We start from the raw sequence: 19,258 nt of genomic DNA, 5'->3' as shown, positions 1-19,258 counted from the left end.
TTCAGGCAACCGTCTGTGGTGTTTGCAGAGCTAAGATTGGCGGCTTAGCGTTGCACTTCGGAGTTGAATCCGCCGCTCATGATCGTCAGCATGCTTCCTGCATGAAGAAGTCGGTGGTAGAGATGCGCAACCGCCCACGGGAATGGATGCATAATTCCCGGGGGCGATAAATGAAACGCCAGCAGACAGCGGATGAAGATCATGCCAGCCGGCAGGCATCCGCTTCCCAGCGATAACCTACGCCATAGACGGCGCGGATGAAGGATTGCTCTTCATCCAGCGACTCCAGCTTACGGCGCAGGTTTTTGATATGACTGTCAATCGTGCGGTCGGTCACCACGCGGTAGTCGTCATACAGGTTATTGAGCAGCTGTTCGCGTGAAAACACTTTCCCCGGTTCGCTGGAGAGGGTTTTCAGCAGACGAAATTCCGCCGGGGTTAAATCCAGCAGCTTGTTGCGCCAGCTTGCCTGGAAGCGACCTTCATCGACGATGAGCGGGCTTTCCGCATCCAGTGCCTGCAGTTCACGCTGCGGTTTACAGCGGCGCAGGATGGTTTTCACCCTCGCCACCACTTCACGCGGGCTGTAGGGTTTGCAGATATAGTCGTCAGCGCCGATTTCCAGTCCCAGCAGGCGATCAATCTCTTCGATTTTCGCCGTCACCATAATGACGGGAATATTGGAAAAGCGACGGATTTCACGGCACAGCGTCAGCCCGTCAGTACCAGGGAGCATCAGATCCAACAGGATCATGTCAGGCGGCGTCTGGCGCACATACGACATAACCTGATCGCCATGGTTGATTAGCGTTGGCGCGTAGCTTGCCGCACGCAGGTAATCCACCAGCAGCTGGCCCAGCTTCGGCTCGTCTTCCACGATTAAAATGCGTGGGGTGTTTTCATCAATGGGTAATTCAGTCATACGTTTCTCGCTATGTCCCGTTCCAGCGGTAATTCAACTTTAATGCTAACCCCACCAAAAGGCGAATGCCCGGCGCGAACCTTGCCGCCATGGGCTTCGACAATGTTCAGGCAGATTGCCAGACCTAAGCCGGAGCCGCCGCTGGCGCGATTGCGCGAACCTTCGGTGCGATAAAAGCGTTCGAATAGTTTTCCTAACTGCAGATCGCTGACCCCTGGCGCGCTGTCGGCAAAATCGAGGATCAGCTTGTTGCCCTCCGGCGTGGCAGAAATATGCATGCCGCCGTCGCTATCGGTGTAGCGCAGGCTGTTTTCCAGCAGGTTGTTGAAGAGTTGCATCAGGCGATCCGGGTCACCAAAGACCACGGCGCGATCCGGCAACTTCATGTCGATGGTCAGGTTGCGGCTGGCGTAACGTTCACGAAACGCTCCGGCGGCCACTTCCAGTAAGGAGACCACATCCACCGGTCGTTTCTGGTAAGCCAGCGCGCCTTCATCCGACATGGACAACTGGTGCAAATCGTCCACCAGCTTGGTTAACGTGCCGACTTCTGCCTGCAATGAGGCCACCGATTCCGGCGTAAACTGCCGAACCCCATCCTGAATGGCTTCCAGTTCGCCACGCAGCACCGCCAGCGGCGTACGTAACTCGTGGGAGATATCCGCCATAAAGTCACGGCGCATCTGCTGGTTTTTCTCCAGCGTACTGGCGAGCTGGTTAAAATCCTGCGCCAGCTTGCCGATTTCATCCTGGCTGCCGGGGTTAACGCGGGTGGAAAAATCCCCCGCTGCCAGCTTGTGCGTCCCATCGACCAGTCGCTTAACCGGCGCGAGCAGGCCGCGGGCCAGCGGGAAGGTTGCCAGTGCTGCCAGCAGGGTAGAGAGGGCGACAATCAGCCAGCTTGTGCGCCGCTGCTGGCGGTCAAAGTTAATATCGGTATTGCGCGTTAAGCGCTCCACCGGCGAGGCAATCACCCAGCCGACGGCCTGGCCGTTCACCGTAATCGCCCGACGGGTGCCGTCCGGTGGCACCGGGCCGCGCGGGCCAACCAGCACATCTGCGGCGGCATCCGTCACCCAAAACTGTGTGCGCCAGCCGTGTGGCGGCATGCCGTTGCCCGGCTCAGGCGGTGGGCCCGGTGGCCCCGGCGGTGGCTCATGATCGCGCTCGTCGTCATGGTCAGGTCCGGGCCCTGGGCCGCCAGGACCTTCGTCACGGTCATTATCGTTACGCTCATTGTCACGCTCGAAGGAGCGCAGGATCTGGAAGATAAAGCGGTCATTGTTGCGTAAAAAACCCCAGTCCCCGTGTTGGGCGTACTGTTCGCTCAGTGCGTCGCTCAGCAGTTGCAGGCGCTGTTCGTTGCCGCGTTTAATGTAGTCGATAAACCCGCGTTCAAAGCTAACGCGCACCGCCCAGTGCATGCTGATAAGCAGCACGATACAGGTGGCGAAGATAGCCAGAAAGAGCTTCGCGGTGATACCGGGTCGCCAGATTTTCATGATTGACTCCTGTTGCGCCGGGAAATGACCACGTTCTGACTGACATCATTCGGGACTCGGGCAAAGATAAAAGCAGGCAGGGCAATAATGAATGCCATGCACAGGTAGGTGTAAAGGAAGACCTGGTGCGCAACGCCGCTGTCGGTGGATAGCTGGTGCTGGCCAAACAGTCCCAGCAGCAAACCCGCGACAGTCACGCCGATACTCATCGATAGCTGCATGATCATCGACAGCAGGCTGTTACCGCCGCTTGCCAGCTCATCGGGCAGGTCTTTTAACGTCAGGGTGTTCATGGATGAAAAACGCATGGAGTTAATCATCCCCTGGGCGAACAGCACAAAGGGCAGCAGATAGTACCAGCCCGCCAGCGCGATCCCCATAAACAGCAGACTTATGCAGGCAAGACCGAGCGTCGAACAGACCAGCGCATGACGATAGCCAAAGCGGTTAACCACCTGGACCACAATCCGCTTCATGCCCATGCTGCCGATAACCATCGGAATCATCATCAGCCCGGCGTGGAACGGCGAAAAACCGAGGCCAATCTGCAAAAAAACCGGCGTCATAAAGGGCAGCATTCCGCTCCCCACGCGACCGGCGAAACTGCCAAACAGGCCAAGGGAGAAGGACGGCGTACGGAGCAGGCGCAGGTTAAACAGCGCTCCGGCGTTGCCTTTGGCGTGCAGCAGATAAAGCACAATCGCCAGTACGCCGCCCGCCACCAGCAGGCCGAGTAGCTGCGGTGAAATCCCCAGCCCTTTTTGCCCGTCGAGCGCCAGCGTGAGCGTCGCCATGCCCGCGGCCAGCAGCACAAAGCCGAAGATATCAAAACGGCGGGTTTGTAGGGTGTAGTTCGGCATGAGCCACAGGGTCGCTATCGCCCCTATGATGCCGACCGGCAGGTTAATCAGGAAAATCCAGTGCCACGACGCGTACTCTACCAGAATTCCGCCCAGCGCCGGACCAAGCAGCGGCCCCACCTGGCCGGGCAGGGTCACGAAGGTCATCGCTGCCATATACTGATCGCGGGGGACTATTTTCATTACCGTTAGCCTGCCCACGGGCACCATCATCGCGCCGCCAACGCCTTGCAACACGCGGGCCATCACCAGCTCATTGAGGGTGTTGGCCTGGGCGCAAAACAGCGAGCCCAGGGTAAAGAGAATGATGGCGGTAAAAAAGATATTGCGCACGCCGACGCGGTCCGCCAGCCAGCCGCTGGCCGGCAGCATAACCGCGACGGTCAGGACGTAGGAGACCACCACCATATGCATATGCAGTGGGCTTTCTCCCAGACTTCGTGCCATGGAGGGCAGGGCGGTGTTGACAATGGTAGTGTCGAGCGACTGCATAAAGAAGCCGAATGCCACGATCCACAATTGCCAACGCACATTTTTGGGTAGTTCTGTCACTCTCTTAGTGGCTCTCTGCTTTTACGGGCAAATCGGAGTCGCAGGCGGTCAAAGAACAGGTACACCACCGGAGTGGTATACAGCGTCAGTAACTGACTCATGACCAGACCGCCAACAATGGTTATCCCCAGCGGCTGGCGCAGTTCGGAACCGTCGCCACCCGAAATCACCAGCGGAAGTGCGCCAAACAGTGCCGCCAGCGTGGTCATCATTATGGGCCTGAAACGCAGCAGACAGGCCTGGAAAATGGCCTCTTCCGCGCTCAGATTACCCTTCCGTTGGGCTTCAAGAGCAAAATCCACCATCATGATGGCATTCTTTTTCACTATGCCTATCAACAACATAATACCAATTAATGCAATCAGACTGAATGGCGCGCCAAACAGCTCCAGCGCCAGCAGCGCCCCGACGCCCGCAGAGGGCAGGGTGGAGAGGATCGTCAGCGGGTGCACGTAGCTTTCATAGAGGATCCCCAGCACGATATAGACCGTCGCGATCGCCGCGATAATCAGGATCACCTGCGAGTTCATGGTTTGCTGGAACACCTGCGCGGTACCGGCGAAACTGCCGCGTACCGTCGACGGCACGCCCAGTTGGGTCATGGTGCGGTTAATCGCATCAGTCGCTTCGGACAGCGACATCCCCGTTGGCAGGTTGAACGAGATGGTGGATGCCGCCGACAGCCCCTGATGGTTGACCGACAGCGGGGCGTTAGCCGGTTGCCAATGGGCAAAATACGATAGCGGGATCGGTTTATCTTCGCTATTAATCACAAACATCTTATCCAGCGCGCTGATGTCCTGGGTATAGCGTCGGTCGACTTCCATCACCACTTTGTACTGGTTAAGCGGCTGGTAGATGGTGGAAATCTGCCGCTGACCGAAGGCGTTATTCAGCAGGCTGTTGGCTTCTTCGACACTTATCCCCAGACGCGACATGCTTTCGCGATCGTACGTCAGGTTCATTTCCGCGCCGTTGTCCTGCTGGTCGGAGTTAACGTCCGCCAGCTCCGGCAGGGAGGCGAGGGCTTTACGAATCTTCGGCTCCCACTCGCGCAGGGCGCTCAGGTCGTCGGAAAGCAGCGTGTACTGGTAGCTGGCGTTGGCCTGACGTCCCCCGACGCGGATATCCTGGACTGCCACCAAAAACAGGCTGGCGCCGGGCTCTTTTGCCAGTTTCGTTCTCAGGCGGTCAATCACCTGTTGGGCGGTTTCATTGCGCACATTGCGCGCCTTAAGGGTAATAAACATCATGCCGCTGTTAACCCGCGAACCGCCGGTAAAACCGGTGACGTTATCCACGGCGGGATCGTCGCGGATAATCTTCATAAAGTCCTGCAGCTTGATGCGCATCGCCTGGAACGAGATGCTCTGATCCGCCTGAATGCCGCCCATCAGCACGCCGGTGTCCTGCTCCGGGAAGAAGGTTTTCGGGATGCTGATGTACATCCAGATATTCAGCGCAATGGTGGCTACCAGCACCAGCCCGACCAGGCGCGCATGGTTTAACACCCATTTCAGCGATTTGGCATACGCACGCTGCAACCCGACAAGCAAGCGACCGATGCCTTTGTTGCGCGTGGCGGCAGTGGATTTGCGGCTATGCAGCAACAGGCCGCACATCATCGGCGTCAGGGTAAGCGAAATCGCCAGCGAAATGCCGATGGCTACCGACAGCGTGACGGCAAATTCGCGCAGCAGTCGCCCCGGCAGCCCTTCCATCAGCAGCAGCGGCAGAAACACTGCCACCAGCGACAGGCTCATGGACAGCACCGTAAAGCCCACTTCCCGCGTCCCCTGCAATGCCGCCTGCAGCGGCTTCATTCCTGCTTCCAGGTGGCGGGAAATGTTCTCCAGTACCACGATGGCATCATCGACCACGAAACCGGTGGCGATGGTTAACGCCATCAGCGAGAGGTTGTTGAGGCTAAACCCGCACAGGTACATGGCGGCGAAGGTGCCAATCAGCGACACCGGAACCGCCACGGCGGGGATCAGCGTCGCCCGGCCCGAACGCAGGAACAGGAAGACCACGAGGATAACCAGCGCGACCGAGATAACCAGCGTCTGCTCAACTTCCTCCAGTGAGGCGCGGATAGTCGGTGAACGGTCCTGGGCTATTTGCAGGTCTATCGCCGCCGGAATGGTCTTTTGCAGTTCTGGCAGGCGGGCGCGGATGCTGTCAACCGTCTGGATGATGTTGGCTTCCGGCAGTTTGCGGATCATCAGCAAAATGGCCGGCTTGGCGTTGGTCATCCCGGCGTTGCGTATGTCCTGAACGGAGTCGGTCACCGACGCGACGTCGCTCAGACGAACGGCGGCACCGTTGTTGTAGTGAATGATCAGCGGCTGGTAGGCAGCGGCGGTTTTCAGCGCGTCATTGGTTTGCACCTGCCAGCGATGAGTACCATCTTCAATCGCCCCTTGTGGGCGGCGAACGTTGGCCTCGCTAATGGCGGTGCGCACGGCATCGAGTGAGACGCCCTGGTTAAACAGCGCCTGCGGGTTTAAGCCAACGCGCACGGCGGGCAGCGAACTGCCGCCGATATCCACATCCCCGACGCCGTCGATTTGTGCGATGGTCTGCGCCAGTTGCGTCGAGGCAAAGTCATACAGCTCACCCTGCGAATAGGTATCGGAGGTCAGCGTCAGGATCATAATCGGTGCGTCCGACGGGTTCGCTTTGCGATAGGTCGGACGGCTCGGCATACCGCTTGGCAACAGACTTTGCGCGGCGTTCAGCGCGGCCTGCACATCGCGCGCCGCGCCGTTGATATCACGGTTAAAGTTGAATTCCAGGATGATACGCGTACTGCCAAGCGAGCTGGAGGAGGTCATTTCGTTGACCCCGGCAATGCGCCCGAGTGAGCGCTCCAGCGGCGTGGCAACCGATGAAGCCATGGTTTCCGGCGACGCCCCAGGCAGCGAGGCGCTGATCATAATGACCGGGAAATCAACCTGCGGCAGCGGGGCCACCGGCAATAGCCGGAAGCCCAGAATGCCGTAGAGCGTAATGGCGATGGCGATCAGAGTCGTCGCCACCGGGCGGTAAATGAAGAGGGCGAAAAACTTCACTTACGCCTCCTCTTCATGACGCGGGAAGCGGCTGCGCAGATACAGCGCCAGTCGGTCAAAGAGCAGATAGATAACCGGGGTGGTGAACAGCGTCAGCACCTGGCTTACCATCAGACCGCCGACCATGCCAATCCCCAGCGGACGGCGAAGCTCGGCCCCGACGCCGGTACTGAGCATCAGCGGTAGCGCGCCCAGCAGTGCTGCCAGGGTGGTCATCAGGATCGGGCGAAAACGCAGCAGGCAGGCCTGGAAAATAGCATCACGCGGCGACATGCCCTCTTCACGCTCGGCGGCGAGGGCGAAGTCGATCATCATGATGGCGTTTTTCTTCACGATCCCGATAAGCAGGATGATGCCGATGATGGCGATAACGTCCAGCTCACTGCCGGAAATCAGCAGTGCCAGCAGTGCACCAACCCCCGCCGTGGGCAGCGTAGACAGAATGGTGACCGGGTGAATGAAGCTCTCATACAGCACGCCCAGCACGATATACATCGCCACCACGGCGGCAACCACCAGCCAGATAGTACTGCCGAGTGCTGCCTGGAAGGCCAGCGTGCTGCCCTGGAATTGCGTGGTGATGCTGGTTGGCAGGTTCAGCGTTTTCTCGCTGTCGATAATCGACTGCACCGCTTCACCCAGCGAGTGACCGTCCGCCACGTTGAAAGAGATGGTGGTGGAGGGGAACTGATCCAGGTGGTTGATCGACAGCGGAGCGAAACGCTGCTCGACTTTGGCAATCGAATTCAGCGGCACGGTACCACCGCTGGTGCTGGCAAGACGGATATTATCCAGCGCGGCCAGTCCCGGCGTTTGCGTGGTGTTGTGTTCCAGCACCACGCGATACTGATTCGCCTGGGTATAGATGGTGGAAATCAGACGCTGGCCAAAGGCGTTGTACAGGGCGTTGTCCACATCGGTCATGCTGATACCAAGACGGCTGGCGCTGTCCCTGTCCACATTCACATACGCCACCAGCCCCTGATCCTGCCAGTCACTGCTGACATCTGAAAGCTGCGGCAGGGCCTGCAGTTTGTCCATCAACTGCGGTACCCATTCGCTCAGGGCTGTCAGGGAATTTGCCTGCAACGTAAACTGATACTGCGTGCGGCTAACGGTGGTATCGATGGTCAGATCCTGCGTCGGTTGCAGATAGAGCGCTGCACCCGGAATTTTTGCGACCGACTGCTGTAAACGCTCAATGACCACCGGCACGCGATCGTCACGTTCGCTGAGCGGCTTAAGGTTTATCTGCAGTCGCGCACTGTTGAGCGCCGGGTTGGTGCCGTCCACGCCGACAAAGGTTGTCAGGCTTTGTACCGCCGGGTCTTTGAGTACGATGTCGGACACCTGGCGCTGGCGCTCTGCCATGCTGGCAAACGACGCCGACTGCGGTGCCTGCAACGTGCCCTGGATGATGCCGTTATCCTGCACCGGGAAGAAGCCTTTCGGGATCACAATCCACAGCAACACCGACAGCAGCAGGGTGGTGATGGCAACGCTCAGGGTCAGCCACGGGTGATTGAGCACTTTGGCAAGCAGCCGACCGTACGCGGCAATCACGCGTTCGAAAAAACGCTCTGAGGCGCGGGAGAACCGGTTCTGTTTACGCAGCGATTCCGCGCTCAACATGCGGGCGCACATCATCGGTGTCAGGGTTAGCGAGACAATGGCCGAGATTAAAATCGCCACCGCCAGGGTGACGGCAAACTCGCGGAACAGCCGCCCGACGATATCACCCATAAACAGCAGCGGGATCAGTACGGCAATCAGCGAGAAGGTCAGGGAGATGATGGTAAAGCCGATCTCACCGGCCCCTTTCAGCGCGGCGGCCAGCGGTTTCTCGCCTTTTTCGATATAGCGCGAGATGTTCTCAATGACCACGATGGCGTCATCGACCACGAACCCGGTGGCGATAGTGAGCGCCATCAGCGTCAGGTTATTGATGGAGAAATCGAGGAACACCATCACCGCAAATGTCCCCACCAGCGACAGCGGTACGGCGACGCCCGGAATGATGGTCGCCGGGATATTACGCAGGAACAGATAGATGATCATCACCACCAGCGCAATAGCCAGCATCAGTTCGTACTGAGTGTCGGAGACTGACGCGCGGATGTTGGTGGTACGGTCCGACAGGACTTTCACCTCAACCGATTTTGGCAGGCTGTCGGTTAACTGCGGCAGCATCGCGCGGATACTGTCGGCGGTATCGATAATGTTCGCGCCCGGCTGACGCTGGACGTTCATCACAATCGCCTGTTGCTTGTTCGCCCATGCGCCAAGCCAGCTGTTTTCCGCCCCTTGTTCTACCGTCGCAATATCGCCCAGGCGAATGGGTGCGCCGTTCTGATAGGCGACAATTAGTCGACGGTATTCCTCGGCGGATTGCATCTGGTCGTTGGCGGAGAGAGTGACGGCGCGGGTCGGGCCGTCCAGGCTCCCTTTGGCGGAGTTCACGTTCGCGTTGCTAATGGCGGTGCGGATGGTTTCGCTGGTCAGCCCGAGAGACGCCACCGCCTGTGCATTGAGTTTGACGCGTACGGCAGGGCGCTGGCCCCCGGCAAGGGTCACCAGACCGACGCCCGAGACCTGGGAGATTTTCTGCGCCACGCGGGTTTCGACCATATCTTCCACCTGCGTCATCGGCATGGCGGAGGAGGTCACCGCTAGGGTCATGATCGGCGGATCGGCTGGGTTAACTTTGCTGTAAACCGGCGGGTTAGGCAGGTCGGAGGGCAGCAGGCTATTGGCGGCGTTCATGGCCGCCTGCACTTCCTGCTCGGCGACATCCAGCGGCAGCGTCAACTGGAACTGCAATGTCACCACCGATGCGCCACCAGAGCTTTCCGATGACATCTGCTTGAGGCCCGACATCTGGCCAAACTGGCGCTCCAGTGGGGCGGTAATGGCGGATGTCACCACATCCGGGCTGGCGCCAGGATAGAGCGTTACAACCTGAATGGTGGGGTAGTCCACTTCCGGCAGCGCTGAGACGGGCAGGAAGCGGTAGCCGATGATCCCGGCGAGCAAAATCGCCACCATTAAAAGGGTGGTGGCGACAGGACGCATAATGAACAGGCGTGAAGGGCCGCCGGTTCTGCCTGGCGGAAGCAACTGCATCAGGACTGCGCTCCTTTCGACGGACGTTCACGTTTGGCAGGCATCTGGTCAGCGTTTTTGGCATCGACCACTTCGACTGTTGCCCCTTCGGTCAGGCGATCGATCCCGTCAGTCACTACGCGGTCACCGGCGGAAAGCCCGGCGGCAATCACCACTTTCAGGCTGTCCTGAATACCCGGCGTTACCGTGTGTTTGCTGACCTGGTTTTTATCGTTCAATACCCAGACGAAGTTGCCTTCGTTACCCATTTGCAGGGCGGCAGTCGGGATAACAACCGCGTTTTGCTGCGTGGAGACCAGCATGCGCGCATTGACAAACTGGTTCGGGAACAGAGTGTCGTCCTGATTATCAAAGCGCGCTTTTAGCTTGATGGTCCCGGTGGTGGAATCAATCTGGTTATCGAGGCTGAGCAGCGTACCGGCGGTCAGTTTCTGTTTGTTGGTACGATCCCAGGCTTCGACGCTCAGCGTCTGTCCGGCTTTTTGCGCTTTGATAACGGTGGCGATGTCGTTTTCTGGCAAGGTGAACACCAGGTCAATCGGGTGCGTCTGGGTCAACACCACAATGCCGGTGGTATCGCTGCTGGAGATTTGGTTGCCAATATCCACCTGTTTAAGGCCGACGCGCCCGTCGATAGGGGCCACGATACGGCTCCAGTCGAGCTGGAGTTGCGCACTGGCGACAGAAGCTTCATCGGCTTTGATGGTGCCCTGTGTTTCGCTGACCAGTGCCTGTTGGGTATCCAGATCCTGACGAGACACGAGGCTGGTTTTCACCAGTTGCTGGTAGCGGGCGAGATCGCGCTGGGCGTTGGCAAGGGTCGCTTTATCTTTCGCTAACTGTCCCTGCGCCTGTGCCAGGGTGACTTTGAATTCGCTGGGATCGATTTCTGCCAGCAGGTCACCGGCTTTCACCTGCTGACCTTCTTTAAAATGAATGGCCTGCAGTTGCCCGGAGACGCGGCTGCGTACCGTAACCGTGTTGGCGGCCGTAACCGTACCCAACCCGGTAAGATACTGCGGCACCGCTTCCTGGGTTGCCGTTGCCGCCTGCACCGGCGGCAGCGCCCCGCCGCGCATACCGTGACGTCCACCACCGCCTGGACTACCCGCACCCGGGCGCTGTGATTGCCCGTTTGTTGCGCCAGCCGCAGGCGTCGTTTCCTTATGGCTGAACCCGTACCAGACAGCAGCAATACCTGCAATCACTACTAATGCCGCTATCACCAGCCGGGAAGACTTTCTGCCTTTCATCGTAATTCGTATCTCATCCAGAAACATTGCCTGAAATAATACTAGTTTAGTGAGCGCAGTCGTCAGAAAAATGGAGATAATATGAAGTACTGTCTGGAAACGTCTGAGTGTTACATTGATTTGCGTTAGGGGGTGTAAGGCGTGAAAAAAACCAGGAGAGATTGCCTGGCCGGGAGAGTGTCTGAACGTCGCATTGCTGACAATGTTGTGCCGCTACTGGTAGGTAGTAGTGTATTCCAGCCTGCCGTTGGCTTTGCCACCCGTAATGGTGCTTTCGGTCTGAATATACCGGGCATACAAGGGGATGGTGATGGCGGTAACGCTCCCGTCCTGCATTCCTGTGCGTGACATTCGTTGTCTCCCTCTTATTGCCCGAAGTCAGCAAGTGTAGGGCGCAGGTATCGCCAGAAAAATACATTATTTCCAGTGACTGGAACGCATCTGTGGTTATCGCAATTGTTAAAAAATAATCAATAAATAATGTAATTAACGGTGTTAATTCTGAGTCTCTGCCCGAACGCGTCACGGTGACGCCCGCATTAAACAGCGCTATTTATGCGGGCATCTGGTTACAACCCTTAACGAAATACCACCTGCGCCCAACGGGCAAGCCCTGCGGTAACCGAGCCGAAGTCATCGCCACCGGCAATCGGAATCCCCGGCAGCGCCTGGGCCAGAGCTTTCTTAATGATCGGTGAACGCGCGCTCCCCCCGGTGAGGTAAATCACTTCCGGCGTGGTGTCGCTGTTTTCCAGCGCCAGTTGCACCTGTTCCAGAATGCGCTGCAACGGCTGGTTCAGCGCCGCTTCCAACCCGACCTGATCGATAGCGGTTGCCAGTTCTGTGCTGATAAACGGCAGCTGTGCCTGAGTTTGTACCTGCTCGGACAGGGCGATTTTGCTCTCTTCTGCGCTGCGCACCAGGCGGTAGCTCAAACGCTGCTTCCACACTTTGTGCAGCAGGGCAACTTTGTCTGCATCGCGGGCATCGCGCAACAGATCGTTGAGCAAACGACCGTTTGCCGCGCTGTAGAAATCGGTCTGCGCCGGAACGTCGTTAATCGCGACAGCGTTCCACCACGGCAGAATCGGCAGGGCGATACCTTTCTCGGTTTGCCCACCCATGCCGAGCAGCGGCATCAGGTTTTTAAACGCCAGTGCGATGTCTAAATCGTTACCGCCCACGCGGCAGCCACTGTGCCCCAGCAGGCTGGTTTCACGGTCCTGACGGTTATGCCACTGTGGACCCATCAGGAGCAATGAACAGTCGGTTGTCCCACCGCCGATATCCACCACCAGCACGCGTTTTTCATCTTTGAGTGTGGCTTCAAAATCCAGCCCGGCAGCCACCGGCTCATACTGGAATACCACATCGCGAAAACCGGCGCGTTTTGCCGCACGCTCAAGAATGCCCTGCGCCTGGGCGTTGGCTTCATCGCCACCCAGCCCCTGGAAGTTAATCGGCCGGCCAATAACCGCCTGGTCGATAGCCTGCGGCAGCTGCGATTCCGCCTGTTGGCGAATGTGTAGCATCATGGCGCAGACCAGATCTTCGAACAGGGCGATTTGCTGCGGTTTCAGCCCACTTGCACCCAGGAAGGATTTCGGTGATTTAACGAAGTAAACCTCTTCCGGGTCTTCCACATAGTGGCGCAGTGAGTTCAGGCCGAACTGTACGCTTGCCGCCTGGACATCGATATCTTCTTCGCGGTTGTAGCTGACCGCACGACGCAGCAGCGCCTGGGTTTCGCTACCCGTTGCCGGGACATTATGGTGACGATAGAGCCATTCGCTGACCGCTTCACGCGTTGGCGCGCAGAGCATTGACGGCAGCAGGGTGCTGTCGTTTTCCATTTTTAAAAGTCGCGGAGTCTCTTCCTGCATAACGGCGACCGAGCAGTTGGCGGTACCGTAATCAAAACCTACAAACACGTGTTTATCCCCATGCCAGTGAAGAAGGGGGGCGACTTTAGCCGAATGCGCGCAGCAGGACAACCGGAATATCAAAGCAAAGCGCAAAATCATGAATACGTATATGCTCTTAGCCATTAATGACAGGAGCTAGTATGTACAGACTGCGCTGGCAGCCGCCCTATGACTGGGCATGGATTCTGGGTTTTTTACGCGCGCGTGCGATTTCTGGCGTGGAAGTGATCACAGAGACGACGTATACCCGCTCGTTTGCCCTTGGTGAGCATCGCGGCATTATCACCGCCGAGCCGGACGAAGCCTCCTCGACCCTTAAGGTGACGCTGAGCGACGGCCTGCTGCCGGTGGCTGATGCCTGCTTACTGCGGCTGAATCAGCTCTTTGACCTCGACTGTGCGCCACAGGCCATTACCGACGCGCTGGGAGATGTGGGGGAAGCGCGGCCCGGTTTGCGCCTTCCGGGCTGCATGGACCCGTTTGAGCAGGCGATCCGCGCGATTCTGGGCCAACTGGTAAGCGTGGCGATGGCCGCGAAGCTCACCTCCCGGGTGGCGGCCCTGTGCGGCGAGAAGCTGGGTGATGAATTCGTTCTGTTTCCGCGGCCGGCTCAACTGGCGCAGGAAGACCCGCTGGCGCTCAAAGCACTAGGGATGCCGGTAAAGCGTGCCGAATCGCTGATTTTTCTTGCCCAATCGGTGCTGGATGGCACTTTTCCCCTGACGATGCCGGATGATGTCGAGAAGGGGATGAAAACATTACAAACCTTTCCGGGTATCGGGCGCTGGACGGCGAACTATTTCGCCCTGCGCGGCTGGCAGGCAAAAGATGTCTTCCTGCCCGATGATTATTTGATCAAACAGCGTTTCGCCGGGATGACGCCCGCGCAGATTCGCCGCTATGCTGAGCGCTGGCAGCCGTGGCGTTCCTACGCGCTGTTGCATATCTGGTATACCAATGGCTGGCAGCCACTGCGTGATCAATAACCCCTCTGTCGTGGGCAGATAAATGAAGAAAAAAATAACCGCCAGGGATCTGGACCGTTTCGACCAGGCCATTCTGACGATGTTGCAGAGTAATAATCAGCAGCCGCAGTCGGCGATTGCCGAGAAAGTGGGGCTGTCTACGCCGTCAGTGCAGCGGCGCATCAGCCGCCTTGAAGAGCGCGGCGTGATTGAAAAGAACATTGCGGTGGTTGATCCTGCCGCCGTGGGCAACCCGGTGACCGCGGTGATTGAATCGCGGCTGGTGGAAGACCGCAGCGTGGTGATGGACCGGGCTAAACGCTATTACCGCGATGTTGAAGAGATCCAGCAGTGCTATTTCGTCAACGGCGGTGTGTCATTCATCATCATTATGATTGCCCGGGATATTCCCCACTTTGAACAGCTGGTGCGTAAGCATTTTGCTGATAATCAGGACATCCTGACCTACCGCACGCTGATTGTGCTCGACCGCGTCAAAGTGGGGCTTAATCTGCCCCTGTTTCTGCCCGACGACGAATAACGGTTATGCGGCGGCGGTACGCGCGCGGGAGAACAGCGCACAGCCGGCGCAGGCGGCCATCACCGACAGAATGCCTGCGCACTGTAGCAGCGTCAGGCGTTCATGCAGCACCAGCCAGCCGGCTATGGCGCTCACCGCCGGAGAGCCACTCATCAGCACGCCAAACACTCTCGAGGGCAAGCGCCCCATGGCGTACATATCGAGCAGGAACGGCAGCATGCTCGACATGACCGCCACGCTCAGTCCCACCAGTAAAATAGTGGGAGAGAGCAGGGCGCAGCCCGCCTGGCTGACGCCGAGGGGAACGGCGATGCAGGCGGCTACCAGCATCCCTGTGGCAACTGACATGCTGCCGCCCCCGGAAACGCGACGGCCAAAAATGACATACAACCCCCAGAAAATCGCCGCCGCCAGAGCGTAAGCCACGCCGCGAATATCCATTTGCCCCGCCACGTCTCCCGCAGCCAGGCAGACCATGCCCAGCGCCGACAAACCCACCCAGCAGAGATCGGATGCCTGGCGCGACGTCAGTAACGCCGCGGTAAGCGGGCCAAGGACCTCAATGGAAATCGCAATACTGACCGGGATATAGGCAAAAGCGCGATAGATCAGCAAATTCATCGCCGCGAGGATCACCCCATACGCCACCAGCGCCACCCAGTCGGTTTTTTTATTCCATAACCGCCAGGGGCGCATCACGCACATCAGAATCAGGGCAGACAGGCCGATACGCAGGGCGGCGACACCTTCGCTACCCACTGCCGGAAACAGGGTTTTCGCAAACGCGGCGCCGGTCTGCACGGAGACCATGGCGGCAAAGGCCGCGCCAAAAGGGAGATGATGTTGAGAGGTCATAGGCCTTAACTGATTCGCTTTAACAGGCAGAAATTGTACGTTGCGACGCGGGTAGAATTTGCTTTATAACGGCGTGAAAATGAGTTTTATGCTTATTTATCCGCAGATAAATAAGCAATTTCTTCACGTTCGGTTTTTGCGGTCAGTTAATGGCGAAATAGCTGGTGTTCAGCATCATATCCAGCGGCTGAGGCTGGGAAATGGTGTCACCGAAGATCAGGTCGATGCCGATGCCAGAGAGCGTGTCCATCATCAGCGGCTGGTTTGTCGGTCCGGCGATGCTCTTAAGGCCCAGGCGCTGAGCGTGACCCTGAATAATGGTCACCATCATTTCATCCATCAGGTTGCCGTGCACGTTGGTCACCAGTTCGTGGTCCAGCAGGATGTAGTATGCGGTGTGCGGCGCAAGGTGGTTGAAGATTTCCAGGTCATGGCCAATCTGGCTCAGGATGATACGACAGCCCGCATGGCGCAGCTTTTTCAGGTTATCGGCAATGTCTTTGCTCTGACACAGCAGGGCATCGGCATTGATCATCAGATGCAGCAGGCGGCCCGGCAGCGGCCCGTGCTCCAGCAGATCCAGCACTTCATCCACTAGTTTGCTGCTCGACAGCCCGGAGGCCGAGAGCGGCAGGGCTACCCCCAGACCTTTCGCCGCAACGGCGGTAGCGTGATTGCGGAAAAATTCGTGGAAGACGCGACGGTCAAGGGCGCGAATCAACTCCGGCTCATTCAACCCGGCACGGAAGGCACGCTCTTCCATCACTTCACCTTCACTGGTCCACAGACGCAGCGTGAGCAGCCAGAAATTGCAGGCTTCCGGTACGCGCGGTGAAGCGACGCCACGGGCAATCATCATCAGGTGATTGTCTTTAATCATCCGCCACTGTTCATCCAGCGACATCATGCTGCGTTCCTGATGCATCTGCCCTTGCTGTGCTTCATAAACCGTCACCAGTCCTCGGCCGTTGTTTTTCGACGCATAGCAGGCGATATCTGCCTGCGACATCACTTCGGACGCCTGGTGGTTAGTTTCATCAATGATGGTGATCCCGCCGCTGGCACCGATACGATGCATACGGCCTTCCCACATAAAGTGGTAGTCGTTGATCGCCTGAATGATGCGCCCGGAAATATAGCGTGCGCTCTCGACGTTGCAGTCCGGCAACAGCAGGCCGAACTCATCGCCACCCAGGCGAGCGAGGATATCGGTAGAGCGCAGCATGCTGAGCATCAGCGAAGACAGCTCGCGCAGCAGGGCGTCACCGGCGGCATGCCCGGCGGTATCGTTCACCGCTTTGAAGCGGTCAAGATCGATAAACACCAGTGCGTGACGCTGATGCAACTCCTGCACGCTTTTCAGCAGACGCTTAAGATGGGTTTCGAAATTAACGCGGTTCGCCAGATGGGTCAGGGCATCGTGTGAGGCGCTGTAGCTGAGCTGGCGCAGCATTTTGCGCGATTCGGTCACGTCCTGGATAACCAGCACTGAGCCAATATTTTGCCCGTCGAGAGTGCTCAGCGGCGTCACGCTGTAGTGGATATCGTAAGTGCCGCCGGTACGGCAGTGGAGCACCACGTCCTGTTCGATAGCTGAACGTGACATATCCCCGCTGTGGATATTTTCCATTGCCGGACCGTGCTCACCAAAGGTAATACGCAGCACGTTCAGCAGCGGCTGCGACATGGCCTGGGCCTGCGACCAGCCGCTCATTTTCTCGGCGACCGGGTTCATAAAGGTGACGTTCATATCGACGTCGGTACAGAGTACCGCTTCGCCGATGGAGTCGAGGGTGATATGCAGACGCTCTTTTTCCTGGAACAGCGCTTCGTTAAGCTGTTTCACCTCGGTCATGTCCATATTCACGCCAAGCAGGCGTTCGACCTCACCATTGCGGTTCAGCACCCGGTTGGCGAGCGTACGGATATGACGAATACCGTCTTTTACGGCGATACGGAACTCGAGTTTAAATGCGATCCGCGACATCAGTGAGTCGCGGATAATGCGTTCAGTCTCTTCCCGATCCTCTGGCAGAATACGCTCATACCAGAGCTGCCAGGTCGGCTTAATGTGCGAGGGCACTTCATACAGTTCGAACATGCGTTTGTCCCAACTGATAATATCCGGCTCCAGCTCCCACTCCCAGATACCTATCCCTCCGGCTTCATTCGCCAGCGTAATACGTTCCATCAACCGTTTATTGACCCACTCGGTCTGTTTCAGATCGTTGATGTCTTCAACCTGGGCGATGAAGTACCGCGGTGAACCGTCGGCGTGACGCACCACCGACACCGCCAGCAGCGCCCAGACCAGGTCACCACTGCGCGTGTAATAGCGCTTTTCCATCGAGTAGGTATTAATTTCACCGCGAACAAGCTGGTCCAGCTGTTCGAGGTCTTTGTTCAAATCTTCCGGCCAGGTGAGCTGCTGGAAGGTCATCAGCCGCAGTTCCTCCTGGGTATAACCCAGAAAGTTACACAGAGCTTTGTTGGCCTGTAGCCATTGTCCCTGGGTGCCGACCAGCGCCATCCCGATAGCGGAGTATTCCATCGCATTGCGAAAGCGCTCTTCACTTTCGCTGATATGTTTGCGCTCCGCCCGGAAGGCATACATCACCATCGTCATAACGTTGGCGGGCAGAAGAATCATCAAAAACGGCAGCCAGGGGGCGTTAAGCATGGCCCCTTCTTTCGGAGTGATTACCGCCTGCGGATTGGTCGCCATAATTAATGACACCATCATTACGGTAATCAGGAAAACGAGGAACGCTTCCATTCTTGGCAGGCGGATGGCGCTCCACATTAGCAATACGATCACTGCGGTAAACGGCCACGGTAGATAGCTCATCGCCAGCCAGCTCAACGCAAGGGTAACGGCCAGCGTCGCCAGGGTTTCTAACAGCAGTTGCGGCTTGCGGTGGCGCAGCAGGTAGTGCGGCTTAAAGAGAATACCAATCGGGATCAGCGCCAGTGCGCCGATAGCTTCCGAAAGAACCCAGACCAGAAAAGTACGCACGAGGTTGTCTGAGTGTACCAGCAGGCAGACCAAAATCCCGCCCAGCAGGGGAGGGATGAGGGCGCTACCGATGGCCAGGCGTATCCAGTCGCTGAGATTCTGCAGCGGGTTGTACCAGGGCAGTAATTTGCGCAGCAGTATGGCCCCGGTCACGGCCTCAATCACATTGATGACCGTGTACCAAAGATTCAGTGAACTGGCCGAAAACAGCAGCACGGACGCGGCAATACTGCCCACCGAACAAACGATCGCGATGCCCGGCCACATTTTTCCGGCGTGGCGATAAAACGCCACCATCATCAGGGCGGTGGGAAACCACAGCGGTGCGAGGAGTGTTCCGAAGCGGGTCAGTTCCAGCGAGAATAACGAAAAGATGAACGACAACAACCCCAGACTGAGCAGACGCAGTATAGGGTTAGGGGTGGCCATCAAGACTCGCTGATTTTGTTTCATCATTACCGCTTAATCCGCTAACCCTATGTTGTCAGGAACGGCGTCCGGACGAGTTAATTATGAGTTCGGATTATGCTAGTACAAACAATTTACAATTCCTATGCCGTCTGCTCAGAATTTGACATCATAATGTTATTAATTACTTAGATAGTGTCGTCACAAGATTTTAGCCCAGAGAGCGATGCATCTGATCTGGACGGCAGCGAGAAATGAGGCC

12 protein-coding genes are annotated in these 19,258 nt (G+C 57.7%); 2 read left to right on the top strand and 10 right to left on the bottom strand.

The window, feature by feature from the left end; all coding sequences use genetic code 11:
* Positions 1-199: 199 nt before the first annotated feature.
* The 8 genes from baeR to yegD form a co-directional block, all read right to left on the bottom strand.
* On the bottom strand, positions 200-922 hold the full coding sequence (gene baeR, locus ACSZPU_RS13820) for an envelope stress response regulator BaeR (protein ID WP_498999682.1): 723 nt from the start codon (positions 920-922) through the stop codon (positions 200-202).
* Positions 919-2,424, bottom strand: coding sequence for an envelope stress sensor histidine kinase BaeS (baeS, locus tag ACSZPU_RS13815; RefSeq protein WP_498999679.1), 1,506 nt, complete (start codon positions 2,422-2,424; stop codon positions 919-921). Before baeS ends, baeR begins: the two co-directional genes overlap by 4 nt.
* Positions 2,421-3,836: an MFS transporter gene (locus tag ACSZPU_RS13810; RefSeq protein WP_498999677.1), complete on the bottom strand. Its 1,416-nt coding sequence runs from the start codon at positions 3,834-3,836 to the stop codon at positions 2,421-2,423. Before ACSZPU_RS13810 ends, baeS begins: the two co-directional genes overlap by 4 nt.
* Positions 3,833-6,910, bottom strand: a complete 3,078-nt coding sequence (gene mdtC, locus ACSZPU_RS13805; protein WP_498999675.1) for a multidrug efflux RND transporter permease subunit MdtC — start codon at positions 6,908-6,910, stop codon at positions 3,833-3,835. Before mdtC ends, ACSZPU_RS13810 begins: the two co-directional genes overlap by 4 nt.
* Entirely contained in the window at positions 6,911-10,033 is a 3,123-nt protein-coding gene (locus ACSZPU_RS13800) for an MdtB/MuxB family multidrug efflux RND transporter permease subunit (protein WP_498999674.1), read from the bottom strand.
* Positions 10,033-11,286, bottom strand: coding sequence for an MdtA/MuxA family multidrug efflux RND transporter periplasmic adaptor subunit (locus ACSZPU_RS13795; protein WP_498999671.1), 1,254 nt, complete (start codon positions 11,284-11,286; stop codon positions 10,033-10,035). Before ACSZPU_RS13795 ends, ACSZPU_RS13800 begins: the two co-directional genes overlap by 1 nt.
* A 213-nt stretch (positions 11,287-11,499) precedes the next feature.
* Positions 11,500-11,637 (bottom strand): hypothetical protein, encoded by a 138-nt coding sequence (locus ACSZPU_RS13790; RefSeq protein WP_498999669.1) that lies wholly within the window; start codon positions 11,635-11,637, stop codon positions 11,500-11,502.
* 227 nt (positions 11,638-11,864) lie between these two features.
* Positions 11,865-13,217 carry a molecular chaperone gene (gene yegD, locus ACSZPU_RS13785; RefSeq protein WP_498999666.1) on the bottom strand — a complete coding sequence of 451 codons (1,353 nt, stop codon included), beginning with the start codon at positions 13,215-13,217 and terminating at the stop codon, positions 11,865-11,867.
* A 134-nt stretch (positions 13,218-13,351) separates the two neighbouring features.
* Here yegD and alkA point away from each other — a divergent pair, with 134 nt between their 5' ends.
* Both alkA and ACSZPU_RS13775 read left to right on the top strand, forming a co-directional pair.
* Positions 13,352-14,197: a DNA-3-methyladenine glycosylase 2 gene (gene alkA, locus ACSZPU_RS13780; protein ID WP_498999663.1), complete on the top strand. Its 846-nt coding sequence runs from the start codon at positions 13,352-13,354 to the stop codon at positions 14,195-14,197.
* A gap of 22 nt (positions 14,198-14,219) precedes the next feature.
* Complete coding sequence (locus ACSZPU_RS13775; RefSeq protein WP_498999661.1) at positions 14,220-14,717, top strand: Lrp/AsnC family transcriptional regulator; 498 nt, start codon at positions 14,220-14,222, stop codon at positions 14,715-14,717.
* A 3-nt stretch (positions 14,718-14,720) separates the two neighbouring features.
* Here the strand turns inward: ACSZPU_RS13775 and ACSZPU_RS13770 are convergent, their stop codons facing one another.
* Both ACSZPU_RS13770 and ACSZPU_RS13765 read right to left on the bottom strand, forming a co-directional pair.
* Positions 14,721-15,572, bottom strand: coding sequence for an EamA family transporter (locus ACSZPU_RS13770; RefSeq protein ID WP_498999658.1), 852 nt, complete (start codon positions 15,570-15,572; stop codon positions 14,721-14,723).
* 142 nt (positions 15,573-15,714) lie between these two features.
* Positions 15,715-19,044, bottom strand: coding sequence for a diguanylate cyclase (locus tag ACSZPU_RS13765; protein ID WP_498999656.1), 3,330 nt, complete (start codon positions 19,042-19,044; stop codon positions 15,715-15,717).
* Positions 19,045-19,258 lie beyond the last annotated feature (214 nt).

The organism is Phytobacter sp. V69 (assembly GCF_965644215.1).
Classification (GTDB): domain Bacteria; phylum Pseudomonadota; class Gammaproteobacteria; order Enterobacterales; family Enterobacteriaceae; genus Phytobacter.
This window is presented reverse-complemented; position numbering and strand designations above follow the sequence as displayed.

Coding starts and splice junctions, on each gene's coding strand:
- baeR (WP_498999682.1), bottom strand. CDS start 922: ATGACTGAATTACCCATTGATGAAAACACCCCACGCATTTTAATCGTG.
- baeS (WP_498999679.1), bottom strand. CDS start 2,424: ATGAAAATCTGGCGACCCGGTATCACCGCGAAGCTCTTTCTGGCTATC.
- ACSZPU_RS13800 (WP_498999674.1), bottom strand. CDS start 10,033: ATGCAGTTGCTTCCGCCAGGCAGAACCGGCGGCCCTTCACGCCTGTTC.
- ACSZPU_RS13795 (WP_498999671.1), bottom strand. CDS start 11,286: ATGAAAGGCAGAAAGTCTTCCCGGCTGGTGATAGCGGCATTAGTAGTG.
- ACSZPU_RS13790 (WP_498999669.1), bottom strand. CDS start 11,637: ATGTCACGCACAGGAATGCAGGACGGGAGCGTTACCGCCATCACCATC.
- alkA (WP_498999663.1), top strand. CDS start 13,352: ATGTACAGACTGCGCTGGCAGCCGCCCTATGACTGGGCATGGATTCTG.
- ACSZPU_RS13775 (WP_498999661.1), top strand. CDS start 14,220: ATGAAGAAAAAAATAACCGCCAGGGATCTGGACCGTTTCGACCAGGCC.
- ACSZPU_RS13770 (WP_498999658.1), bottom strand. CDS start 15,572: ATGACCTCTCAACATCATCTCCCTTTTGGCGCGGCCTTTGCCGCCATG.
- ACSZPU_RS13765 (WP_498999656.1), bottom strand. CDS start 19,044: ATGATGAAACAAAATCAGCGAGTCTTGATGGCCACCCCTAACCCTATA.